Source organism: Pseudarthrobacter chlorophenolicus A6 (genome assembly GCF_000022025.1).
Taxonomy (GTDB): Bacteria; Actinomycetota; Actinomycetes; order Actinomycetales; family Micrococcaceae; genus Arthrobacter; species Arthrobacter chlorophenolicus.
The window spans coordinates 1,671,789-1,695,663 of sequence record NC_011886.1; the positions used below are offsets into that span (position 1 = coordinate 1,671,789).

The following is a 23,875-nucleotide window of genomic DNA, read 5'->3' on the forward strand; positions in this document are numbered from 1 at the left end:
GCGGAAGAGACAGCATGAACACCCAGACGCGTGAGACCACCAGCATGTCCGACGCCCAGGACAAGGCTGCCACCCTGATCGAGGCCCTGCCCTGGATCCAGCGGTTCGCCGGCACCACCATGGTGATCAAGTACGGCGGCAACGCCATGGTCAACGACGAACTCCGCCGTGCCTTCGCCGAGGACATCGTTTTCCTGCATCACGTGGGCATCCACCCCGTGGTGGTCCACGGCGGCGGCCCCCAGATCAACTCCATGCTGGGCCGGCTGGGCATCGAATCCGAATTCAAGGGCGGCCTCCGCGTCACCACCCCGGAGGCCATGGACGTGGTCCGCATGGTCCTCACCGGCCAGGTGGGCAGGGAACTGGTGGGCCTCATCAACTCCCATGGCCCCTACGCTGTGGGCATGTCCGGCGAAGACGGCGGCCTGCTGCGCGCCGTCCGCACCGGGACCGTGGTGGACGGCGAAGACGTGGACCTCGGGCTGGTAGGCGAGGTGGTCGGCGTCGACCCCGCAGGCATCGTGGACATCCTCGACGCCGGCCGCATCCCGGTGATCTCCACCGTTGCCCCTGAAATCGTCGACGGCGGAGACAGCGTTCCCGGCGCCGCGCGCTTCCAGCCCACCGGACAGGTCCTGAACGTCAATGCGGACACCGCAGCCGCCGCGGTGGCGTCCGCCCTGGGCGCCTCGAAGCTGGTGATCCTGACCGACGTCGAGGGCCTCTACGCGAACTGGCCGGACAAGTCCTCGCTGATCTCTTCGCTCACCGCATCCGAGTTGAGGGACATGCTGCCCCGGCTTGAGTCGGGCATGATCCCCAAGATGGCAGCGTGCCTGAAAGCCATCGACGAAGGCGTGGAACGCGCGCACATCGTGGACGGGCGCCTGGCGCACTCCATGCTTCTGGAAACATTTACGACGGCGGGCATCGGCACCCAGGTGGTCCCGGACGAGGAGACAAACGCATGAGCAAGCACACCGCGGCGGTTGACCCTGCTGCCACCCCCGTTGCCGAACTGGTCGAAACCACCGGCCACGCCGGGTCGGAATGGCTCTCCCGCTACTCTTCATCGCTGATGGGTGTCTTCGGCGCCCCGCAGCGGGTGCTGGTCCGCGGCGCCGGCTGCCTGGTGTGGGACGCCGACGGCAAGGAATACCTTGACCTGCTCGGCGGCATCGCCGTCAATGCCCTGGGCCACGCCCACCCCTTCGTCACGTCGGTCATCTCGAGCCAGCTGGCCACGCTGGGCCACGTGTCCAACTTCTTCACCAGCCCCACCCAGGTGGCCCTGGCAGAAAAGCTGCTGGAACTGGCACAAGCACCGGCCGGGTCCAAGGTGTTCTTCAGCAACTCCGGCACCGAAGCGAACGAGGCCGCCTTCAAGCTGGCCCGCCGCAACACCGGCACCGGCGACACCAGGCGGACCAAGATCATCGCACTCGAGGGAGCTTTCCACGGCCGGACCATGGGCGCCCTCGCGCTGACGGCCAAGGAGGCATACCGGACCCCGTTCGAGCCGCTGCCCGGCGGCGTGGTGCACATCCCCTTCGGCGACGTCGAAGCGCTCAAGGCAGCTGTTGACGAAACCGTGGCAGCGGTGTTCCTGGAGCCCATCCAGGGCGAGGCCGGCGTGCGCCCGCTGCCGCCCGGCTACCTGAAGGCTGCCCGCGAGCTGACCGCCCGTACGGGTGCGCTGCTCATCCTGGACGAGGTCCAGACCGGCATTGGCCGTACCGGAAAATGGCTTGCCAGCGAAGACGCGGGCATCATGCCCGACGCCGTCACCCTGGCCAAGGGGCTGGGCGGCGGGTTCCCCATCGGGGCGCTGCTCACTTTCGGTGAGCAGACGTCGTCGCTGCTGTCCGCCGGCCAGCACGGCACCACCTTCGGCGGCAATCCGGTGGCGACGGCGGCGGCCCTCGCCACGCTGCACGCCCTGGAAAGCCAGCACGTGCTGGCCAACGTTGCCGCGGTAGGGGAACACCTGCGTTCCGCGCTGGCAGCCATTCCCGGCGTCACCGAGGTCCGGGGCGAAGGCCTGCTGATCGGTTTTGACCTCGATGCCGACGTGGCCCCCGGCGTCGTGCAGGCCGGGCTTGACGCCGGCTTCATCGTCAACAGCCCCGGGCCGCGCACCATCCGGCTGGCACCGCCGCTGATCCTCACTACGGCCCAGGCCGACACCTTCCTCGCCGCCTTCCCGGCCATCCTCCAGACAGCTAAGGACGCATCGTGACCACCGCAACCCGGCACTTCCTCAAGGACACCGACCTCAGCCCCGCCGAACAGGCGGAAGTGCTGGAGCTTGCGGTCCGCATGAAAGCCGCGCCGTACAGTGTCCAGCCGTTCGCCGCCGAGGGCAGCGGACGCAAAACCGTTGCCGTCATCTTCGACAAGACCTCAACCCGTACCCGGGTCTCCTTTGCCACCGGCATCGCCGATATGGGCGGCAACGCCCTGATCATCAACCCGGGAGAGGCACAGATCGGCCACAAGGAATCGGTGGAGGACACCGCCAAGGTCCTGGAGCGCATGGTGTCCACCATCGTGTGGCGGACCGGGGCCCACTCCGGCCTGGTGGCGATGGCCGAAAATTCCAAGGTTCCGGTCATCAACGCCCTGTGCGACGACTACCACCCGTGCCAGCTGCTGGCGGACCTGCTGGCGGTCAAGGAACACAAGGGTGAACTGAAGGGGCTCACCATGAGCTACCTGGGGGACGCCGCCAACAACATGGCCAACTCCTACCTGCTGGCCGGCGTCACCGCAGGCATGCATGTCCGGATCGCCGGTCCGGAGGGCTACCTGCCGGCAGCCGGGATCGTGGCCGCCGCCGAAGCGCGCGCGGCCGAAACGGGAGGCTCGGTGCTCATCACCACCAACGCGAAGGAAGCCCTGCAGGGTGCCGACGTCGTAGCCACCGACACCTGGGTCTCGATGGGCCAGGAAGCCGAGAAGGAAGCCAGGCTCCAGCTGTTCCGCGACTACTCCGTGGACGGGGACGCCATGGCACTCGCCGCGGAAGACGCCGTCGTACTCCACTGCCTGCCCGCCTACCGCGGCTACGAAATCTCCGCCGGCGTCATTGACGGCCCGCAGTCGATCGTCTGGGACGAGGCCGAGAACCGGCTCCACGCCCAGAAGGCCCTCATGGCGTGGCTGATGCACCGGTCCGGACTGGCCGTCGTTGACGGGCTGGCCCCCGTTGAAGGCACCGGGGAGAGCACGTTCTAGTGTCCACCAACCCGTCGGCGCCGGGCTCCAGCCCGGCCACCAAAACTGCCCGGCTGGCGCGCATCACTGCCATCCTCACGGGCCAGTCGGTGCGGTCACAGGCCGAGCTTGCGGCCCTGCTGGCGGACGACGGCGTACAGGTCACCCAGGCAACCCTGTCCCGGGACCTCGTGGAACTCGGCGCTGTCCGCGTCCGCGGCAAGGAAGGCGCCCTCGTCTATGCCGTACCGGCCGAGGGCGGGGAACGGTCGGCACGCAGCGGCGTAAGCCAGGAAATCCTGGACGCCAGGCTGGCCCGGCTGTGCAGCGAACTGCTGGTCACGGCCGAAGCGTCCGCCAACCTGGTGGTCCTGCGCACCCCGCCCGGGGCCGCGAACTTCCTGGCCCTGGCCATCGACCACTCGGTGATGCCGTCCATCCTGGGCACCATCGCTGGTGACGATACCGTCCTGCTGGTCTCCCGGGACCCGCTGGGCGGCCCGGACCTCGCAGCCCGCTTCCTGCAGCTGGCCGAGGACGCCGGGCAATAAGCTTGAAGACAATCAACCAACCAACCCCAACAAGGAGCATCTGAAGTGACTGAACGCATTGTGCTTGCCTACTCCGGCGGCCTGGACACGTCCGTAGCCATCGGCTGGATCGGTGAAGCCACCGGTGCAGAGGTCATCGCCGTGGCCGTCGACGTCGGACAGGGCGGCGAGTCCCTCGAAACCATCCGCCAGCGTGCCCTCGGCTGCGGCGCCGTGGAAGCCTACGTCGCCGACGCCCGTGACGAATTCGCCAACGAATACGCCATGCCCACGCTGAAGGCGAACGCCCTCTACCAGGGCCACTACCCGCTGGTGTCCGCCATCTCCCGCCCGGTCATCGTCAAGCACCTGGTCAAGGCGGCCCGCGAATTCGGCGCCACCACCGTGGCCCACGGCTGCACCGGCAAGGGCAACGACCAGGTCCGCTTCGAGGTGGGCATCCAGACCCTCGGACCTGACCTGAAGTGCATTGCCCCCGTCCGCGACCTCGCGCTGACCCGCGACAAGGCCATTGCCTTTGCCGAGGAAAAGGGCCTGCCGATCGAGACCACCAAGAAGAACCCGTACTCGATCGACCAGAACGTCTGGGGACGCGCCGTCGAAACCGGCTACCTCGAAGACATCTGGAACGCCCCCACCAAGGACATCTACGACTACACCGCCACCCCGGAATTCCCGCCGGCACCGGACGAGGTCACCATCTCCTTCCAGGCCGGTGTCCCGGTAGCGATCGACGGCGTCAAGGTCAGCCCGCTGCAGGCCATCCAGGAACTGAACCGCCGTGCAGGCGCCCAAGGCGTGGGCCGGATCGATGTCGTCGAGGACCGCCTCGTGGGCATCAAGTCCCGCGAAATCTACGAGGCACCCGGTGCCATGGCCCTGATCACCGCGCACAAGCACCTCGAAGACATCACCATTGAGCGCGAGCAGGCCCGCTTCAAGGCGACCGTTGGACAGCGCTGGGCCGAGCTGGTGTACGACGGACAGTGGTTCTCCCCGCTCAAGCGCTCCCTCGACGCCTTCATCGAAGACACCCAGAAGTACGTCTCCGGCGACATCCGCATGGTGCTCCACGGCGGCCAGGCCATCGTCAACGGCCGCCGTTCCGACACCTCGCTCTACGACTTCGACCTCGCCACCTACGACACCGGCGACACCTTCGACCAGTCCATGGCGCGCGGCTTCATCGAGCTGTGGGGCATGTCCTCCAAGGTCGCCTCCGGCCGCGACCTGCGGGTCGAAGGAAAGTAAGTTTCGGTGGTTGAGCCTGTCGAAACCCAAAAAACCGAAGCCACGAACGCAGGTGCACTGTGGGGCGGCCGGTTCGCCGGCGGCCCCGCGGATGCCCTCGCCGCACTGAGCAAGTCCACGCACTTCGACTGGCGGCTGGCCCGCTACGACATCGCCGGGTCCAAGGCGCACGCCCGCGTGCTCCACAAGGCCGGGCTGCTGGACGACGCCGAGCTCGAGGGTATGCTCGCGGCGCTCACGCAGCTGGATGAGGACGTTGCGTCTGGAGCCTACCTGCCGGCGGAATCCGACGAGGACGTGCACGGGTCGCTGGAACGCGGACTGATCGAACGCGCCGGCGCCCAGCTGGGCGGCAAGCTCCGCGCGGGCCGGTCCCGCAACGACCAGGTGGCAACCCTGGGCCGGATGTTCCTGCGGGACCACGCACGCATCATCGCCCGCGGCGTCCTGGCCACTATTGATGCGCTGGTGGAACAGGCGAAGGCCCACCAGGGTGTGGCCATGCCCGGCCGCACGCACCTGCAGCATGCCCAGCCGGTGCTGCTCAGCCATCACCTGCTGGCCCACGCCTGGCCGCTGCTGCGCGATGTCCAGCGGCTCCAGGACTGGGACAAGCGGGCCGGCGTCTCGCCGTACGGTTCGGGCGCCCTGGCCGGTTCGTCCCTGGGGCTGGACCCGGAGGCAGTGGCCGCGGACCTCGGGTTCTTCTCCGCCGCGCACAACTCGATCGACGGCACCGCTGCCCGCGATGTCTTCGCCGAGTTCGCCTGGGTCTGCTCCATGATCGGCGTGGACCTGTCCCGGATCTCCGAGGAAGTCATCTTCTGGGCCACCAAGGAGTTCTCCTTCGTCACGCTGCATGACTCCTACTCCACAGGGTCCTCGATCATGCCGCAGAAGAAGAACCCGGACGTGGCGGAGCTGGCACGCGGCAAGGCGGGGCGCCTGATCGGCAACCTGACCGGGCTGCTGGCCACGCTCAAGGGCCTGCCGCTGGCGTACAACCGCGACCTCCAGGAGGACAAGGAACCGGTGTTCGACGCCGCGGACACCCTGGAGCTGCTGCTCCCGGCCGTCTCCGGCATGATCGCCACCCTCACGTTCAACCGGGAGCGGATGGAATCGCTGGCCCCGCAGGGGTTTGCGCTGGCCACGGACATTGCCGAATGGCTGGTCCGCCAGGGCGTGCCGTTCCGCGAGGCGCACGAACTGTCCGGCGCCGCCGTCAAGCAGGCCGAGTCCCGCGGCGTGGAGCTGTGGGACCTGACCGACGACGAGTACGCGGCCATCTCGGAGCACCTCACCCCTGAGGTCCGCACCGTGCTGTCCACCGAGGGGTCGCTGAACAGCCGCAACTCGCAGGGCGGAACGGCACCGGCCGCCGTCGAACGCCAGCTGGCCGCGCTCGAAAGCGAGCTTGCCGGCGTGCGGGAGTACGCCGGGCAGTAGCCCTTGGTTTCGACAAGCTCAACCACCACCGCTGGTTGAGCTTGTCGAAACCTCTCCCCGGCTAGCATGGCGCCATGAGCGAAACCTTCCGAAAGTTCCTCCGCGCCCTCCCGGACTTCCCGGCCGGCCTTCCGGAGTTCGACCCCGCCACAGCGCCCCAGGACCCCGCGGAACTCTTTAGGCAGTGGCTGGACGAGGCCCTGGCGGCCGGCGAACCGCAGCCACACGCCTTCAGCCTCGCCACGGTCGGCGACGACGGCGGCAGGCCGCAGCCGTCGTCGCGCATGCTGATCCTGAAGAACATCGACGACGACGGGTGGCACTTCGCCACGTCCCGCACCTCCCGCAAGGGCAGGGAATTGGCCGCTGCGCCGCAGGCTGCGATGAACTTTTACTGGCCGTCCCAGGGCCGGCAGGTCCGGGTGGCCGGTCCGGTGGCCGAACTGTCGGCTGAGGCGTCCGCCCTGGACTGGGCGGACCGCCCGCGCAGCGACGGCAGCAGCAACCCGGGCTGGCAGTTGTACGCCGTCCAACCCACCGAGTACGAGTTTTGGCAGGCCAGCAACGACCGGCAGCATGTGCGGCACAGGCTGGGCCGCAACGGCGTACCCGCGGACTAGGATGAGCCGCATGACAGCTCCCGCACCGGATATCCTGCTTCCCGCACTCCACAAGGCCGCCGGCGACCTCACCACGGACGTCGGCAAACTCACCGACGGGGACGTGAAGGCGCCGTCCGCGCTTCCCGGGTGGACCCGCGGCCACGTCCTGGCGCACCTCACCGGAATTTCCAACGCGATGGCGCGGCAGCTGGAGTACGCGGCCCGCGGAGAGACGGTTGAGCTGTACGACGGCGGGATGGATGGCAGGAACCGGGCCATCGACATGGCAGCCGGCCACGACGCCGCCACCCACCAGGCTGACCTGTCCGCCGCCCTTGACCGGGCGCTGCGGGCCTTTGATGCCCTCCCCGGGGTCAAGGATTCGTCCGCCAACCGCACCGGATGGTGGGCTCCCATCGCCTACCGCCGGGGAGTGGTGCTCGACGGCGGGCTGGCACTGTGGCGCGAACTCACCATCCACAACGCGGACCTCCTCACCGGCAGGGGACCCGAAACCTGGGGCAGGGACTTCTGCAGCCACCTCTTCGAATTCCTCGAACCGAGGGTGCAGCCCGGAGACAGGCTCCTCCTGCAGCCCCTCGGACTGCCGCCGGTGTCGTTGGGCAGCGGCAACCGCTCCATTGTGGTCAACGGCATGCTCACCGACCTTGCGGCCTGGCTTGCCGGCCGGGAACCCACCCTCGGAAGCCTCCGTGCTTCGGCCAACGCGGACGGCACGGACCTTCCAGAGCTGCTGCCCTGGCCCGCCGCTACTCCGGCAGCCAAGTAACCACTCGTTGCCCTATCACTTTTGGTCCCTAAACCGGGGTTTTAGGGACCAAAAGTGATAGGGCAACAGGGCGCGGAAGCTGTGTCAGGCAGCCTCGCGCGCCAGCAGGCTTTCCTTGACCTGCAGCCCCCAGCGGAACCCGCCCAGGCTGCCGTCCGTCCGGATCACCCGGTGGCACGGAACGAACAGGGCCGCGGCGTTGAACGCACAGGCACTGGCCGCCGCCCGGACTGCTTTGGGATTGCCCGCCAGCGCCGCATACTCGCTGTACGTCACCGGGAAGCCGGGTTTGACCTCCCGCAGGACCTCCCACGCATGGGAGCGGAAAGGCCCGGACTGCTGCTGGACAGGCACGGCCATCGCGGGTGCCGGGTCCCCGCTGTAGAAAGCTTCCACAGCGTCCGATATGCCGCCCAGCGTGGTCACCTCTTCGAACGAGGCGGGGAGCAACGCGGGGTGGATCTGCCCGGTCAATGCGCCGGGTCCGGCGGTCCACCCGGACGCCAGCACCACGCCGTCGCGGGCGAGGATGGTGAACGGTCCGTCGGGGGTGGAGAGCTGCAGCAGTTGGGCTGTCATGGCATCACTTTCACGGGAGGATTTGCGTCGCTTTTGTGTGTTGGCTTCTTGGGCGTGGCCGCGGCGCGCCACAGGTGCATGGTGGCGTAGGAGCGCCACGGGCTGACCTCGCGGAAGTCCGGGGCAGCGGCACCTCCGCCGGGGTCGAGGGCGCGTATTCCGTTGCGGACGGCTGCGTCGTTGGCCAGGAAGATGTCCGGAGCGCCCAGGACGCGCATGGCCACATAGCCCACCGTCCAGGGCCCGACGCCGGGCAGCGGCAGCAGTGCCGCGGTGAGGCTTGCGAGGTCATCGCCGTAGCCGAACTGGAGCCGCCCGTCAGCCATGGCTGAGGCGGCGTGCAGGAGCGCCTCGGTCCGCCGGCGGGGGCCGCGCAGCAGGTGCTCCGCTGCCGCGGTTTCCGCGGGTGTGGGAAACATCCGGTCCAGTCCTTCTGCGGGAGAACTGCTGGGACTGCCCGCGGCGGCAAGCTGGGTGAGTGCCGTGCGGGCTGCGGCTACCGTGATCTGCTGGCCCACCATTGCGCGGACCAGCAGTTCCTGCGGATCAAGGGCGCCTGGCATCCGGATTCCCGGCGTTTCAGCCACAGACGCCGCGAGCCTCCGGTCCACGCCGAGGGTGCCGTCGATCGCCTCCGGGTCGGCGTCCAGGTCGAAAAGCCGCCGGACCCGGCTCAGCAGTGCGGGGAGATCGCGCAGGTCCACCGCGCCGACGGTGAGTGTCAGCGGCCGCCCCCGGGCGCCGTCGTCGTACGCCACCGTAAACCGCGCATCGCCATGGGGAAGGCGCAGCGTGCGCGCGTAGGAGGTGGGCGTTCCCACCTCGATGCCGGGAATGGCGCGCACAGCCAGGAAGGAGAAGATGCCTGGATCAAAGGGCCGCCGGTAGGGAAGGCTGAGGCTCAGGGCCGTCGTTGCGCCGGCGGCGCTGCCGGGCCGTGCGGTGGCCCGGAGTGCGGAGGGCGTCATGGCGAAGACTTCAGCCACTGTTTCATTGAACTGCCGCACACTGCTGAAGCCCGCGGCAAAGGCGATGTCTGCCAGCTTCATGCCTGTCGAGACCAGAAGCGTCCGGGCGGTCTGGGCGCGTCCTGCCCGGGCCAGGGACAGGGGGCCGGCGCCCAGTTCCTGGGTCAGGATCCTGTTCAGCTGCCGCGACGAGTACCCCAACCGGGCGGCGAGGCCTTCCACCCCGTCCCGGTTGATCACGCCGTCGTTGATCAGGCGCATGGCCCGGCCGGCGATGTCCTGGCGGATATTCCACGCCGGCGTGCCGGGCACGGCCTCCGGGAGGCAGCGTTTGCAGGCCCGGTAGCCGGCGTCGTGCGCCGCAGCTGACGTTTCGTAGAACGTCACGTTCGAGGCTTTGGGCGTCCGTGCCGGGCAGGACGGGCGGCAGTAAATCCCGGTGGACCGGACAGCCGTGAAAAACTGCCCGTCGAAGCGGGTGTCCCGCGCATCGATGGCACGGTAGCGCTGCCAAAAGTCCATTCCTCCATCCTGCCAGCCCCTGCCGGCGTTCACTAGCGGAAATCGGACACCTCCGTGCAGCCCGGTTGGCCGTGGTGTTCCGGTAAGTTCCGGGGGATATGGGTAGGGTCTGGCCATGACTGAAGATCCGTCGACGGCGGTGCGGCCGCTGCGGGAAGTCCTCGCCGGAGATGCGCGGGAGCTGGCACCGCTCCTTTTGGGTGCCGTGCTCACCCACGATTCCCGCGAGGGGCCGGTATCAGTCCGGCTCACCGAGGTGGAGGCCTATCTTGGGCCCGAGGATTCACTGCATCCGGATCCGGGATCGCACACGTTCCGCGGCCAAACCCCGCGGAACGCCCCCATGTTCGGGCCGGCCGGGCACCTGTACGTCTACTTCACCTACGGCATGCACCACTGCACCAACATCGTCTGCGGTCCCGACGGCGTTGCCTCCGCGCTGTTGCTGCGCGCCGGCGAAATTGTGGAGGGTGCTGGCCTTGCGCACCTCCGGCGGCCCACGTCGAAGGCGCCCTCGGACCTTGCCCGGGGCCCGGCCCGGCTCGCCAAGGCGCTGGGACTGACCACGGCGGACAGCGGCCGGGATGCCCTGGCCCCGCCGTTCCGGCTGGTGCTTCCGTCCGGCCCTCCAACGGATGTCAGTTCCGGTCCCCGCGTGGGCGTATCGGGCGCAGGCGGTTCCGACGAGTACGCCTGGCGTTTCTGGCTCACCGGCGACCCCACAGTCTCCGCCTACAAGGCGGCCCAACCGCGGTCCAGGACGCGAAAGCCTCCCATGTCCGGGAGCGCCGGGTTTCACAAGCGTTAACGGAAATGGTTGTAGAATGGACGGTCTGTCTTGCGCGATAGGGGAACGTTAAATGCTCGACGCCGATTTGGCCCACGAACGTGAGTATGTAGCCGGCCTGTATGCCCGGCTGGAAGAGCTCCGCGAGGAGAAGCGCCGGCAGCTGGCGCAAGTGCGCCGGTCCGGTGCCGTGGGCACCATGCAGAACGTCTCCGAGCGCGACGCGTTCGCGGCACTGTACGAAGACCGCCTGGCGCAGCTGGACGCCGTCGATGACCGCCTGGTCTTCGGCCGCCTCGACCTGGACTCCGGCGAGGAACAGTACATCGGCCGGATCGGCCTCACCACCGAGGACCTGCAGCGGCTCATGGTGGACTGGCGCGCCCCCGAGGCCGGGCACTTCTACCAGGCCACCGCCTTCGACCGGCAGGGCGTCCGCAGGCGCCGCCACCTGATCCTGCAGGGCCGCGATGTCAAAGCCATTGAAGACGACGTGCTGGACGCGTCGATGCTCTCGGAGGACGAATCCCTGCAGGGCGAGGGCGCCCTGCTGGCCGCGCTGAACTCCAAGCGGACCGGCCGGATGTCGGACATCGTCAGCACCATCCAGTCCGAACAGGACCGGATCATCCGCTCCTCCATTTCGGGCGCCTTGGTGGTGCAGGGCGGGCCCGGCACGGGCAAGACCGCCGTGGCGCTGCACCGCGCCGCCTACCTGCTGTACACCCACCGGGACCGGCTCAAGAGCGCAGGCGTGCTGCTGGTAGGACCGTCGTCGTCGTTCATGAAGTACATCGAACGCGTGCTTCCCTCGCTGGGCGAGACCGGCGTCGTAATGGCCAGTGTGGGCCGGCTGATGCCCGGAATCCACGCGGTTCCCGAGGCCGACCCGGACGTCGCCGCCATCAAGGGCCGCCTGGACATGGCCAAGATCGTAGCCAACGCGGTCTCCAACCGCCAGCGGACTCCCGCGGCCAACCGCATCCTTGAAGTGGACGGCCGCAAGCTGACCCTGACGCCGCGGCAGGTCCGCCGCGCACGCGAGCGGGCGCGTTCCACCGGGAAACCCCACAACGAGGCACGCGTGACGTTCGTCAAGATCCTGCTGCGTGAACTCACCGAACAGCTCACCGACATGATCGAAGCGGACAACATCGGCAACAACGCCGACCGCTCCTACCTGGCCGAGGACGTCCGTACCGCCCGGGACGTGCGGATCGCGCTGAACCTGTGCTGGATGCCAATGACGCCGGAAAAGCTGATCTCCGAGCTGTTCAGCAAGCCCGCCATCCTCGAGTTCTGCACCCCGCACCTCTCCCCGGCGGAGCGGGAGCTGCTGCGCCGGCCGGTGGACGCACCGTGGACCGAAGCGGACGTGCCGCTGCTGGACGAGGCCGCCGAACTGCTCGGCGAGCTCGATCCCGCCGCGGGCCGTGGGCTTGCCCAGCAGGAACACGACCGCGCCCGGGACCTCGCCAACGCCAAGCAGACCCTCGAGAACATGCAGATGGCGGGCGTGGACCCGCTGATGTCTGCGGAGGAACTGGCCGAGCAGAACCGCGAACAGGAAGCCCGGCAGACGGCCGCGGAGCGTGCCACCAGCGACCGCACCTGGGCGTTCGGGCACATCGTGGTGGACGAAGCCCAGGAGCTCTCGCCCATGCAGTGGCGGCTCCTTGTCCGGCGCTGCCCGCTGAAGTCCTTCACCATTGTGGGGGACATTGCCCAGACCAGTTCCGTGGCCGGTGCCAACTCCTGGCAGGGCGCCCTGGCCCCGATGTTCGGTGAACGCTGGCAGCTCGAGGAGCTGACCGTCAACTACCGCACGCCGTCCCAGATCGCGGAGGCCGCGGTCCGGATGGCTAACGCCGCAGGCCTGGTGGTGTCCGCGCCCAAGGCCGTCCGCGAGGGCCGCTGGTCGCCCATTGTCGACGAAGTGGAAGCGGGCGCGGTGGTCAGCCGCCTTGTCGAGGTCCTTCCGGAGGAGCTGGAAGCGCTCGACGGCGGCCTGCTCGCCGTGATTGCCGACGGTGAGCTGCTGCCTGCCGCCACATCGGCGCTGCGTGCGGCGTACGGGCGCCGCATCGGCACCGGTGCCGGCAGCTACGAGCAGGACATCGTGGTCATCAGCCCCCGCGAGGCGAAGGGCCTGGAGTTCGATGGCGTGGTGGTCCTGGAGCCATCCACCATGCTGAACCACGAGCACGGCAAGGTGGGCGACCTGTACGTGGCCATGACCCGCGCCACGCAGCGCCTGCGGCTGATCGCGGCGCAGCCCGTCCCGGCCGGCATTGTCCGCTGATCCGGGCACGGCGTTACTGCTAACTTAGAAGGCGTGCCAGACATCAACAGCCTCGAAACGCAACAGAACGACCCCACCTTCGCCAACGTTTGGCAGGAGCTGAAGTGGCGTGGCCTCGTCCACGTCTCCACCGACGAAGCTGAGCTTGAGAAGCTCCTCGCCGGCGGGCCGGTCACGTACTATTGCGGCTTCGACCCCACCGCCCCCAGCCTGCACCTGGGCAACCTGGTGCAGCTGCTGGTCATGCGGCGGCTGCAGCTCGCCGGGCACAAGCCCCTGGGCCTCGTGGGCGGTTCCACCGGCATGATCGGCGATCCGCGGCCGACGGCGGAACGCACCTTGAACACGAAGGACACGGTTGCCGAATGGGTCGGGTACCTCCAGGCGCAGGTACGCCGTTTCCTCAGCTTCGAGGGTGACAACGCCGCCCGGATGGTGAACAACCTGGACTGGACTGCGCCGCTGAGTGCCATCGACTTCCTGCGCGAAGTGGGCAAGCACTTCCGTGTAGGCACCATGCTGCGCAAGGACGCCGTTGCGTCCCGGCTCAGCTCGGACGAGGGCATCAGCTACACGGAATTCAGCTACCAGATCCTCCAGGGCATGGACTACCTGCAGCTCTACCGTGATTACGCTTGCATGCTGCAGACCGGCGGTTCGGACCAGTGGGGCAACCTGACGAGCGGCACCGAGCTTATCCGCAAGGTGGAGGGCAAGAGCGTCCACGCCCTGGGAACGCCGTTGATCACCAACTCCGACGGAACAAAGTTCGGCAAGAGCGAAGGGAACGCCATCTGGCTGGATGCCGGCATGTGCAGCGCCTACGCCTTCTACCAGTTCTGGCTGAACACGGCAGATGCGGACGTCGTAGACCGGCTCAAGGTGTTCACCTTCCTCACCCGCGCGGAGATCGAGGATATTGCCACGTCCGTTGCCGAGCGTCCCTTCGCCCGTGAGGGCCAGCGGAAGCTCGCCTTCGAAGTGACCTCGCTGGTCCACGGTGTTGAGGCTACGGAGAAGGTGATTGCCGCATCCGCCGCCCTTTTCGGCAACGGTGACCTTGGCGCGCTGGACAAGCAGACCCTGCAGGCGGCCACCTCAGAGCTCCCCACCGCCACGGTGCAGGTGGACGCGTTGGGAATTGTGGACCTGCTGGTGGCGTCCGGCCTGTCGGAAAGCAAGTCGGCAGCCCGGCGCACTGTTGGCGAAGGCGGCGCCTACGTCAACAATGAAAAGGTGCTGGACCCGGAAACAGTCATTGCGGAATCTGAACTTCTTCACGGGCAGTACCTGCTGCTCCGCCGGGGCAAGAAGAACCTTGCAACGGTGGAAGTGCTGGTCCCGTAGTCGGAGGGAGCGAAACCTACCATCTGCACGCCTCTCTGTGGCCGATTTGCGCGGCCACGGAGGGGCGTGTATTGTTTTCTGAGTTGCCGCCGCTGAGTGGTGACAAACCCCCAACCGATATTGAGAAGCGATTCTTGGCCATGCGGTGCATGGAACGAAGGAATGCTTCACTTTTCGCTGGGCGGATTCGGTTCTGCAGAGTGAATTCCGGGAAAACAACCGGATTTGCAAAAGTGAAACTGAATGAAATAAGATTGAAACATCGCAGCGAAGAAATACGGAATAGAAATTCATTGCTAAATGGATTGTTTCGGGAATATTCGAATGTGTCTGTTGTTTGAGAACTCAATAGTGTGCCAAGTTTGTTGATACCAATTTATCGTAATTGGTTGAATTTGCTGAATCGTGCCGCCCCTGTGGCGTGGTTTGGTGTTTTTAGCTGGTTTCAAATTTTGTGCAGCTTTTATCGCCGTTATTTCCGGTGGTTTTGGTTGTGTCTGTTTTTGTTTTACTTCAACGGAGAGTTTGATCCTGGCTCAGGATGAACGCTGGCGGCGTGCTTAACACATGCAAGTCGAACGATGAAGCCAGCTTGCTGGTGGATTAGTGGCGAACGGGTGAGTAACACGTGAGTAACCTGCCCTTGACTCTGGGATAAGCCTGGGAAACTGGGTCTAATACCGGATATGACTGATCATCGCATGGTGGTTGGTGGAAAGCTTTTGCGGTTTTGGATGGACTCGCGGCCTATCAGCTTGTTGGTGGGGTAATGGCCTACCAAGGCGACGACGGGTAGCCGGCCTGAGAGGGTGACCGGCCACACTGGGACTGAGACACGGCCCAGACTCCTACGGGAGGCAGCAGTGGGGAATATTGCACAATGGGCGAAAGCCTGATGCAGCGACGCCGCGTGAGGGATGACGGCCTTCGGGTTGTAAACCTCTTTCAGTAGGGAAGAAGCCGCAAGGTGACGGTACCTGCAGAAGAAGCGCCGGCTAACTACGTGCCAGCAGCCGCGGTAATACGTAGGGCGCAAGCGTTATCCGGAATTATTGGGCGTAAAGAGCTCGTAGGCGGTTTGTCGCGTCTGCCGTGAAAGTCCGGGGCTCAACTCCGGATCTGCGGTGGGTACGGGCAGACTAGAGTGATGTAGGGGAGACTGGAATTCCTGGTGTAGCGGTGAAATGCGCAGATATCAGGAGGAACACCGATGGCGAAGGCAGGTCTCTGGGCATTAACTGACGCTGAGGAGCGAAAGCATGGGGAGCGAACAGGATTAGATACCCTGGTAGTCCATGCCGTAAACGTTGGGCACTAGGTGTGGGGGACATTCCACGTTTTCCGCGCCGTAGCTAACGCATTAAGTGCCCCGCCTGGGGAGTACGGCCGCAAGGCTAAAACTCAAAGGAATTGACGGGGGCCCGCACAAGCGGCGGAGCATGCGGATTAATTCGATGCAACGCGAAGAACCTTACCAAGGCTTGACATGAACCGGAAACGCCTGGAAACAGGTGCCCCACTTGTGGTCGGTTTACAGGTGGTGCATGGTTGTCGTCAGCTCGTGTCGTGAGATGTTGGGTTAAGTCCCGCAACGAGCGCAACCCTCGTTCTATGTTGCCAGCACGTGATGGTGGGGACTCATAGGAGACTGCCGGGGTCAACTCGGAGGAAGGTGGGGACGACGTCAAATCATCATGCCCCTTATGTCTTGGGCTTCACGCATGCTACAATGGCCGGTACAAAGGGTTGCGATACTGTGAGGTGGAGCTAATCCCAAAAAGCCGGTCTCAGTTCGGATTGGGGTCTGCAACTCGACCCCATGAAGTCGGAGTCGCTAGTAATCGCAGATCAGCAACGCTGCGGTGAATACGTTCCCGGGCCTTGTACACACCGCCCGTCAAGTCACGAAAGTTGGTAACACCCGAAGCCGGTGGCCTAACCCTTGTGGGGGGAGCCGTCGAAGGTGGGACTGGCGATTGGGACTAAGTCGTAACAAGGTAGCCGTACCGGAAGGTGCGGCTGGATCACCTCCTTTCTAAGGAGCACCTACAACCATCCTGCCGGGTGTATGCCTGGTGGTGGGGTTGTCAGGAGAATGCCCGTTGCACGGACGAATGTTTCGTGGCGGGTGCTCAAGGGTGGAATATCAGCGAATAGGTGCCCGGTGTTGCCGGTGGTGTTGTGAGTACGGACTGATCCTTCGGGGTTGGGTTCCAGGAAAGCGGCTGCTGCTGGTGGTGGTGGGTAGTGTTTGGCACACTGTTGGGTCCTGAAGCAACAGGACCATGCCGGTTGGCTCTTCTTTGTGGGGGGTTGCGGGTGTGGGACGTTTGTTTCTGGTTTCCCTGCTGCACCGATCACGCACATATGTGTGTGGGGTGTGTGGTGTGGGGTTGTTGTTTGAGAACTACATAGTGGACGCGAGCATCTTGTATAAGAAGCAATTTCCAAGATATATGAACCTGGATCTGGTTCGTGCGCTGTGGCCTTTTGGGGTTGTGGTGTGCGGGACGGTTTCATGGTTCTCTCGAAATTAGTTTTTGATCTTTGTGGTCAAGTTTTTAAGAGCACACGGTGGATGCCTTGGCATTAGGAGCCGAAGAAGGACGTAGGAATCTGCGATAAGCCTGGGGGAGTCGATAACCGGACTGTGATCCCAGGGTGTCCGAATGGGGAAACCCCGCTGAGCGCGCGAGTGACTCAGTGACCCGCATCTGAACACATAGGGTGCGTGGAGGGAACGCGGGGAAGTGAAACATCTCAGTACCCGCAGGAAGAGAAAACAATAGTGATTCCGTTAGTAGTGGCGAGCGAACGCGGATCAGGCTAAACCGTTCCATGTGTGATAGCCGGCGGGCGTTGCATGGTCGGGGTTGTGGGACATTACGTGTCAGTTCTGCCGGGCTGACGGGGTGTGGGCGTGCGTATAGGTGAACGGTTTTGAAAGGCCGGCCAGAGAGGGTGTTAGTCCCGTAACTGTAATGCGTTGCACCGCCTTGTTGATGTATCCCAAGTAGTACGGGGCCCGAGAAATCCCGTGCGAATCTGTCAGGACCACCTGATAAGCCTAAATACTCCCTAATGACCGATAGCGGACCAGTACCGTGAGGGAAAGGTGAAAAGTACCCCGGGAGGGGAGTGAAACAGTACCTGAAACCGTGTGCTTACAATCCGTCGGAGCAGCCTTGTAGTTGTGACGGCGTGCCTTTTGAAGAATGAGCCTGCGAGTTAGTGTTACGTCGCGAGGTTAACCCGTGTGGGGCAGCCGTAGCGAAAGCGAGTCTGAATAGGGCGTGTGAGTGGCGTGATCTAGACCCGAAGCGAAGTGATCTACCCATGGCCAGGTTGAAGCGACGGTAAGACGTCGTGGAGGACCGAACCCACTTCAGTTGAAAATGGAGGGGATGAGCTGTGGGTAGGGGTGAAAGGCCAATCAAACTTCGTGATAGCTGGTTCTCCCCGAAATGCATTTAGGTGCAGCGTTGCGTGTTTCTTGCTGGAGGTAGAGCTACTGGATGGCTAATGGGCCCTACAAGGTTACTGACGTCAGCCAAACTCCGAATGCCGGTAAGTGAGAGCGTAGCAGTGAGACTGTGGGGGATAAGCTTCATAGTCGAGAGGGAAACAGCCCAGACCACCAACTAAGGCCCCTAAGCGTGTGCTAAGTGGGAAAGGATGTGGAGTTGCGAAGACAACCAGGAGGTTGGCTTAGAAGCAGCCATCCTTAAAAGAGTGCGTAATAGCTCACTGGTCAAGTGATTCCGCGCCGACAATGTAGCGGGGCTCAAGTACACCGCCGAAGTTGTGGCATTCAAATATTAGCTAAGCCCTTGTGGTTCAGGCGTTTGGATGGGTAGGGGAGCGTCGTGTGGGCAGTGAAGTCGCGGTGGAAACCAGCGGTGGAGCCTACACGAGTGAGAATGCAGGCATGAGTAGCGAAAGACGGGTGAGAAACCCGTCCGCCGAATGATCAAGGGTTCCAGGGTCAAGCTAATCTGCCCTGGGTAAGTCGGGACCTAAGGCGAGGCCGACAGGCGTAGTCGATGGACAACGGGTTGATATTCCCGTACCGGCGAAAAACCGCCCATGTTGAACAGGGGATACTAACTGCCCGAGACCTGCCCGACCGTCCTTTGGATGGAAGGGTTTTGGTGGAGCGCAGGACCTGATCCTGGGAGGCAAGCGTATTAACAGGTGTGACGCAGGAAGGTAGCCGAGCCGGGCGATGGTTGTCCCGGTCTAAGGATGTAGGGCGAGTGGTAGGCAAATCCGCCACTCATGATGCCTGAGATCTGATGGGACCCCCGTTTGGGGGGATTTGGTGATCCTATGCTGCCGAGAAAAGCATCGACGCGAGGTTTTAGCCGCCCGTACCCCAAACCGACACAGGTGATCAGGTAGAGAATACTAAGGCGATCGAGAGAATTATGGTTAAGGAACTCGGCAAAATGCCCCCGTAACTTCGGGAGAAGGGGGGCCCCAACCTTGATGGACACTTGCTGTCCGGAGGGGATCGGGGCCGCAGAGACCAGGGGGAAGCGACTGTTTACTAAAAACACAGGTCCGTGCGAAGTCGCAAGACGATGTATACGGACTGACTCCTGCCCGGTGCTGGAAGGTTAAGAGGACCGGTTAGCCGTAAGGCGAAGCTGAGAATTTAAGCCCCAGTAAACGGCGGTGGTAACTATAACCATCCTAAGGTAGCGAAATTCCTTGTCGGGTAAGTTCCGACCTGCACGAATGGAGTAACGACTTCCCCGCTGTCTCAACCATAAACTCGGCGAAATTGCAGTACGAGTAAAGATGCTCGTTACGCGCAGCAGGACGGAAAGACCCCGAGACCTTTACTATAGTTTGGTATTGGTGTTCGGAGTGGCTTGTGTAGGATAGGTGGGAGACGTTGAAGCCCGGACGCCAGTTCGGGTGGAGTCATCGTTGAAATACCACTCTGGTCACTTTGGACATCTAACTTCGGCCCGTAATCCGGGTCAGGGACAGTGCCTGATGGGTAGTTTAACTGGGGCGGTTGCCTCCTAAAAAGTAACGGAGGCGCCCAAAGGTTCCCTCAGCCTGGTTGGCAATCAGGTGTCGAGTGTAAGTGCACAAGGGAGCTTGACTGTGAGAGAGACATCTCGAGCAGGGACGAAAGTCGGGACTAGTGATCCGGCGGTACATTGTGGAATGGCCGTCGCTCAACGGATAAAAGGTACCTCGGGGATAACAGGCTGATCTTGCCCAAGAGTCCATATCGACGGCATGGTTTGGCACCTCGATGTCGGCTCGTCGCATCCTGGGGCTGGAGTAGGTCCCAAGGGTTGGGCTGTTCGCCCATTAAAGCGGTACGCGAGCTGGGTTTAGAACGTCGTGAGACAGTTCGGTCCCTATCCGCTGCGCGCGCAGGAAATTTGAGAAGGGCTGTCCTTAGTACGAGAGGACCGGGACGGACGAACCTCTGGTGTGTCAGTTGTACTGCCAAGTGCACCGCTGATTAGCTACGTTCGGATGGGATAACCGCTGAAAGCATCTAAGCGGGAAGCTCGCTTCGAGATGAGATTTCCATACACTTTATGTGTGAGAGGCCCCCAGCCAGACCACTGGGTTGATAGGCCGGATGTGGAAGCGAGGACTAACGACTCGTGAAGCTGACCGGTACTAATAGGCCAACAACTTACACCACACAGATACATACAAAACTCTGCTTGCGTCCACTATGTGGTTCCCAACCAACAACCCAACACGTTGCTGGCCGGAACCAAACAACTAAATACACAACACCACACAGCTGTCCAATGGACAGCGAGTTGTAACCACAGTTTTCCCACACCACCCCCGCGGGGTTGGTGACGGGTGAAAGGGTTACGGCGGTCATAGCGTGGGGGAAACGCCCGGTCCCATTCCGAACCCGGAAGCTAAGACCCACAGCGCCGATGGTACTGCACCCGGGAGGGTGTGGGAGAGTAGGACACCGCCGGACATAAATTACGTAGGGCCCTGACAAAGGAACGTCAGGGCCCTACGACTTTAACCACCACACACCAGGGAACACCCCCGCCCACTTACGGCAGCTCCCACCCGGACCCCCACTCACTTATGGCGGTTCCCACCCGGACCCCCGCTCACTTGTGGCGGGTCTGACCCGGACCCCCGCTCACTCGTGGCGGCGTAGACCTGGGCCCCCGCAGAAACTCAGGGACACCCCCCCCGAGATGCCCCATCAGATAACGCACCTAACACCCCCTGTTAGGAACCACACCTGATAGAGCAACAGGCCACGACTCCACCAAAAGTGAGCGCGCGTCAGAAGAATCACCGCCACTAATGAGCGCGCGTCACGGGGTGGGGAAGGGGTGGTGGCCAAGGGTGCCGGCGGCGAAACGGCCACCGCGGGTGTACAGCGGTGTGAAGATTCACACGATGCAGCTGCCAGGGGCATCCCTGGACCGGCGATTATGCGGGCTCCCCTAGAATTGATGGAGATGTACGGACCTGGAAGCGCTCTGTTTCGGGTTGCGTAAGTACGAAGCACGGATACGATCGGCTGCAGTTGCGCCAGCGGTCGGCTTACAACAGGAGGAATCCATCATGGCCGAACACGGCGGAGGAAACCGCGGAAATGACCGCGGAGCGTTCCGGGGGAACAACAACTCCGGCGGTGACCCGCGAGGCTTCCGGGGCCGCGGGAACCGCGACAACAACGAACGCTCCTCCGGTAACGGTGAGCGGAAGCCCTCTGGTGATCGGGATCGTAAGCCGTTTGGTGACCGTCCGCGTCGTGATGGTGATCAGGATCGTCGTGGTTTCAGTGGCGGTGGTGAGCGTAAGCCTTTCGGTGATCGCGACAACCGTTCGTTTGGTGATCGGGATCGTAAGCCGTTTGGTGACCGTCCGCGTCGTGATGGTGATCAGGATCGGCGTGGTTTCAGTGGCGGCGGTGAGCGTAAGCCTTACGGTGATCGCGACAACCGTTCGTTTGGCGATCGGGATCGTAAGCCGTTTGGTGACCGTCCGCGCCGTGATGGCGACCAGGATCGGCGTGGTTTCAGCGGTGGTGGAGAGCGTAAGCCTTACGGTGATCGCGACAACCGTTCGTTTGGCGATCGGGATCGTAAGCCGTTTGGTGACCGTCCGCGCCGTGACGGGGACCAGGATCGCCGTGGTTTCAGCGGTGGCGGAGAGCGTAAGCCTTTCGGTGATCGGGATCGTAAGCCGTTTGGTGACCGTCCGCGCCGTGACGGGGACCAGGATCGCCGCAGCTTTGGCGGCGGCGAGAACCGCAAGCCCTTCGGCGACCGCCAGGACAGGGACTCCCGCAGCTTTGACCGCGGTTCTGACCGCGGTTCTGACCGTGGCCCCGCCCGCGGGGGAGCTGATCGTGGAGCAGGCCGTGGCGACTCCGGCCGCGGCTTTGGCAGGGACCGCCAGGAAGAGCGCCCCGCCCGCACGCACAACGCTGCCGATATCCGCAGCTCCAACCGGCCCGACCGCGAACGCTCACCCGAAATCGATGAGGATGTCACGGGCAAGGAGCTGGACCGCGCCACGCAGCACCAGATCAAGACCCTTGAGCCGAAGAGCGCCGAGTGGGTTGCCCGCCACCTGGTGATGGCCGGCCGCCTGATTGACGACGAGCCGGAACTGGCCTTCCAGCACGCCCTCGCGGCGAGCCGGCGAGGCGGCCGCCTCGGTGCAGTCCGCGAAGCCGTCGGCCTGACCGCCTACGCCGCGGGCCACTACGGCGAAGCCCTGCGCGAGTTCCGCACCTACCGGCGGATCAGCGGCTCGAACGTCCACCTGCCCGTCATGGCTGACTGCGAGCGTGGCTTGGGCCGCCCGGACCGGGCATTGGATGTTGCCCGTTCCGAGGAAGCGCAGGACCTGGACGCTCCCGGCAAGGTGGAACTGGCCATCGTCGCCGCCGGCGCCCGGACGGACCTGGACCAGCTCGATGCCGCGGTCGCTGAGCTGGAAATTCCGCAGCTGGACATCAACCGTGCCTTCTCCTACAGCCCCCGGCTGTTCCGCGCCTACGCCGGCGCGCTCTCCGCCGTGGGACGCAACGACGAGGCCGACAAGTGGAACAAGCAGGCCGTCGTCGCAGAGAACGCGCTGGGACAGGGCGTTGACGAAGAACCTGACATCATCGACCTCGGCTGGGATGAAGAGGAAGAGGCCCGCGAAGAGGCCGAGCGCCGGCGCCTTCGCGAACACGCCGTCAAAGCCTCCGAAACAGCTTCGGCAGCTGCCGGCAGCCAGGAAGGTTCGGCGTCCGACGACGGCACTCCAGAAGGTGCCGACGCACAGGACGCCGTGGACCACAACGTGGATGACCAGGATGCGGATTACTTCGCCTCTGACGACGCAGAGTCGGACGAGGACTCGGTGGAGCCGGACGAACTGGACGCCAATAGCGAAGACACCGACAACGAAGACAGCAGCACCGAAGAAGCCGGCAGTGAAGAGCCCGGCGACGACGCTGCAGCCAACCAGGACCGCCGGGAAGACTGAACCGAATGACTGCCATTTCCCTGATTTCCCGCTTTGACGCCCTCCTGTCCGACCTGGACGGGGTGGTGTACGCCGGCCCGCATGCTATTCCAGGTGCCGTGGAGTCGCTGCAGCAGCTGGCCGGCGTTGGCGTGGGTCTTGGCTACGTCACGAACAACGCCTCGCGCTCCCCGGCCGAGGTGGCAGCCCACCTGCGGGAACTCGGGGCGCCGGCAGAGGATGAGCAAGTAGTCAGTTCATCCCAGGCGGCCGCGGACCTGCTGGCTTCGCGCCTGGCGCCGGGCTCGAAGGTCCTCATCACGGGAAGTCCGGCGCTGGCCCACGAAATCGAGCTCGTGGGCCTCACCCCGGTCTTCGGCCAGGACGAGGAGCCCGTGGCCGTGGTCCAGGGCTTCAACCCCGGCATCGGCTGGAAGGACCTGGCCGAGGCTGCATATGTGGTGTCCGCCGGTGCCCTGTGGGTGGCGACGAACACGGACATGTCCATCCCGCAGGCGCGTGGGATAGCGCCCGGGAACGGAACGCTGGTGGCAGCGGTGACCGCTGCCACCGGCCGGACGCCGCTCGTGGCGGGCAAACCGGAGGCACCGCTGTTCCATTCGGCTGCGAAGCGGCTCGGCGCGGAACGCCCGCTGGTAGTGGGCGACAGGCTGGACACCGACATCCTCGGCGGCAACAACGCAGGGTTTGCCACTGCCGCGGTGCTGACCGGCGTCGACACCCTGGAATCGATCCTGGCTACCCGCTCCGCCGAGCGCCCGGATTACATCATCGGCGCCCTGTCCGACCTGTACCTCCCGTACCCCGACGTGACGCACGACGACGGCACGTACGTCTGCGGCGACGCCACGGCACGCGTGGCCAACGGCGCAGTGGGGGTCATCGGCAGCAAGGACAACCTTGACGCGTGGCGGGCCGCCTGTGCCGCGTGGTGGGCGGCGACGCCGGACGCACCAACGGCGCAGGCACCCAAACTGGCCTGGCTCGGTCACTAGACTGGACT

At 64.5% G+C, this 23,875-nt stretch carries 16 protein-coding genes and 3 rRNA genes; 16 read left to right on the top strand and 3 right to left on the bottom strand.

All coding sequences use genetic code 11. The features are described from left to right. The first annotated feature begins 14 nt into the window (after window positions 1-14). The 8 genes from argB (at window position 15) to ACHL_RS07575 (ending at window position 7,862) form a co-directional block, all read left to right on the top strand. Entirely contained in the window at window positions 15-974 is a 960-nt protein-coding gene (gene argB, locus ACHL_RS07540) for an acetylglutamate kinase (RefSeq protein ID WP_015936708.1), read from the top strand. Continuing rightward, complete coding sequence (locus ACHL_RS07545) at window positions 971-2,242, top strand: acetylornithine transaminase (RefSeq protein WP_015936709.1); 1,272 nt, start codon at window positions 971-973, stop codon at window positions 2,240-2,242. The genes argB and ACHL_RS07545 overlap by 4 nt, the downstream gene beginning before the upstream one ends. Then, a complete protein-coding gene (argF, locus tag ACHL_RS07550; protein ID WP_015936710.1) occupies window positions 2,239-3,240 on the top strand; it encodes an ornithine carbamoyltransferase in 1,002 nt (333 codons plus the stop codon). Before ACHL_RS07545 ends, argF begins: the two co-directional genes overlap by 4 nt. Further along, window positions 3,240-3,770, top strand: a complete 531-nt coding sequence (locus tag ACHL_RS07555) for an arginine repressor (protein WP_015936711.1) — start codon at window positions 3,240-3,242, stop codon at window positions 3,768-3,770. Before argF ends, ACHL_RS07555 begins: the two co-directional genes overlap by 1 nt. 45 nt (window positions 3,771-3,815) lie before the next feature. Further along, entirely contained in the window at window positions 3,816-5,021 is a 1,206-nt protein-coding gene (locus ACHL_RS07560; RefSeq protein ID WP_015936712.1) for an argininosuccinate synthase, read from the top strand. Window positions 5,022-5,027: 6 nt separating this feature from the next. Next, window positions 5,028-6,470 carry an argininosuccinate lyase gene (gene argH / locus ACHL_RS07565; RefSeq protein ID WP_015936713.1) on the top strand — a complete coding sequence of 481 codons (1,443 nt, stop codon included), beginning with the start codon at window positions 5,028-5,030 and terminating at the stop codon, window positions 6,468-6,470. Window positions 6,471-6,544: 74 nt separating this feature from the next. After that, window positions 6,545-7,090: a pyridoxine/pyridoxamine 5'-phosphate oxidase gene (locus ACHL_RS07570; protein WP_015936714.1), complete on the top strand. Its 546-nt coding sequence runs from the start codon at window positions 6,545-6,547 to the stop codon at window positions 7,088-7,090. Window positions 7,091-7,100: 10 nt separating this feature from the next. After that, complete coding sequence (locus ACHL_RS07575; RefSeq protein ID WP_015936715.1) at window positions 7,101-7,862, top strand: maleylpyruvate isomerase family mycothiol-dependent enzyme; 762 nt, start codon at window positions 7,101-7,103, stop codon at window positions 7,860-7,862. 84 nt (window positions 7,863-7,946) lie between these two features. Here the strand turns inward: ACHL_RS07575 and ACHL_RS07580 are convergent, their stop codons facing one another. Together ACHL_RS07580 and ACHL_RS07585 are read right to left on the bottom strand one after the other, a co-directional pair. After that, window positions 7,947-8,441: a methylated-DNA--[protein]-cysteine S-methyltransferase gene (locus ACHL_RS07580; protein WP_015936716.1), complete on the bottom strand. Its 495-nt coding sequence runs from the start codon at window positions 8,439-8,441 to the stop codon at window positions 7,947-7,949. Further along, window positions 8,438-9,931: a DNA-3-methyladenine glycosylase 2 family protein gene (locus tag ACHL_RS07585; RefSeq protein ID WP_015936717.1), complete on the bottom strand. Its 1,494-nt coding sequence runs from the start codon at window positions 9,929-9,931 to the stop codon at window positions 8,438-8,440. Before ACHL_RS07585 ends, ACHL_RS07580 begins: the two co-directional genes overlap by 4 nt. A gap of 115 nt (window positions 9,932-10,046) precedes the next feature. Between ACHL_RS07585 and ACHL_RS07590 the strand changes: the two genes are divergently transcribed. From ACHL_RS07590 to rrf, 6 genes are all read left to right on the top strand, one after another. Beyond that, window positions 10,047-10,739 (top strand): DNA-3-methyladenine glycosylase, encoded by a 693-nt coding sequence (locus ACHL_RS07590; RefSeq protein WP_015936718.1) that lies wholly within the window; start codon window positions 10,047-10,049, stop codon window positions 10,737-10,739. Between the two features lie 52 nt (window positions 10,740-10,791). After that, window positions 10,792-13,020 carry a HelD family protein gene (locus ACHL_RS07595; protein ID WP_015936719.1) on the top strand — a complete coding sequence of 743 codons (2,229 nt, stop codon included), beginning with the start codon at window positions 10,792-10,794 and terminating at the stop codon, window positions 13,018-13,020. Window positions 13,021-13,053: 33 nt separating this feature from the next. Continuing rightward, complete coding sequence (gene tyrS / locus ACHL_RS07600) at window positions 13,054-14,367, top strand: tyrosine--tRNA ligase (protein ID WP_015936720.1); 1,314 nt, start codon at window positions 13,054-13,056, stop codon at window positions 14,365-14,367. Between the two features lie 513 nt (window positions 14,368-14,880). Then, a 16S ribosomal RNA gene (locus ACHL_RS07605) occupies window positions 14,881-16,402 on the top strand. Window positions 16,403-16,918: 516 nt separating this feature from the next. Further along, window positions 16,919-20,044, top strand: a 23S ribosomal RNA gene (locus ACHL_RS07610). A 180-nt stretch (window positions 20,045-20,224) separates the two neighbouring features. Next, window positions 20,225-20,341, top strand: a 5S ribosomal RNA gene (gene rrf / locus ACHL_RS07615). Together the 16S, 23S and 5S rRNA genes form the textbook arrangement of a ribosomal RNA operon. A 587-nt stretch (window positions 20,342-20,928) precedes the next feature. On the opposite strand, the gene ACHL_RS24675 is transcribed toward rrf, so the two are convergent. After that, window positions 20,929-21,813 (bottom strand): hypothetical protein, encoded by an 885-nt coding sequence (locus ACHL_RS24675; protein WP_244266528.1) that lies wholly within the window; start codon window positions 21,811-21,813, stop codon window positions 20,929-20,931. Window positions 21,814-21,969: 156 nt separating this feature from the next. Between ACHL_RS24675 and ACHL_RS24680 the strand changes: the two genes are divergently transcribed. Next, complete coding sequence (locus ACHL_RS24680; RefSeq protein WP_244266529.1) at window positions 21,970-22,872, top strand: hypothetical protein; 903 nt, start codon at window positions 21,970-21,972, stop codon at window positions 22,870-22,872. A gap of 5 nt (window positions 22,873-22,877) precedes the next feature. Further along, the gene (locus ACHL_RS07625) at window positions 22,878-23,867 is read left to right on the top strand and encodes an HAD-IIA family hydrolase (protein ID WP_015936722.1); all 990 of its coding nucleotides are present in this window, start codon (window positions 22,878-22,880) and stop codon (window positions 23,865-23,867) included. Window positions 23,868-23,875 lie beyond the last annotated feature (8 nt).

Excerpts from the sequence above, each read along its gene's own strand:
- ACHL_RS24680 (WP_244266529.1), top strand. The coding sequence starts at position 21,970 with ATGGCCGGCCGCCTGATTGACGACGAGCCGGAACTGGCCTTCCAGCAC.
- ACHL_RS07595 (WP_015936719.1), top strand. The coding sequence starts at position 10,792 with ATGCTCGACGCCGATTTGGCCCACGAACGTGAGTATGTAGCCGGCCTG.
- ACHL_RS07575 (WP_015936715.1), top strand. The coding sequence starts at position 7,101 with ATGACAGCTCCCGCACCGGATATCCTGCTTCCCGCACTCCACAAGGCC.
- ACHL_RS07580 (WP_015936716.1), bottom strand. The coding sequence starts at position 8,441 with ATGACAGCCCAACTGCTGCAGCTCTCCACCCCCGACGGACCGTTCACC.
- ACHL_RS07625 (WP_015936722.1), top strand. The coding sequence starts at position 22,878 with ATGACTGCCATTTCCCTGATTTCCCGCTTTGACGCCCTCCTGTCCGAC.
- argB (WP_015936708.1), top strand. The coding sequence starts at position 15 with ATGAACACCCAGACGCGTGAGACCACCAGCATGTCCGACGCCCAGGAC.
- ACHL_RS07585 (WP_015936717.1), bottom strand. The coding sequence starts at position 9,931 with ATGGACTTTTGGCAGCGCTACCGTGCCATCGATGCGCGGGACACCCGC.
- ACHL_RS07590 (WP_015936718.1), top strand. The coding sequence starts at position 10,047 with ATGACTGAAGATCCGTCGACGGCGGTGCGGCCGCTGCGGGAAGTCCTC.
- ACHL_RS07545 (WP_015936709.1), top strand. The coding sequence starts at position 971 with ATGAGCAAGCACACCGCGGCGGTTGACCCTGCTGCCACCCCCGTTGCC.
- ACHL_RS07570 (WP_015936714.1), top strand. The coding sequence starts at position 6,545 with ATGAGCGAAACCTTCCGAAAGTTCCTCCGCGCCCTCCCGGACTTCCCG.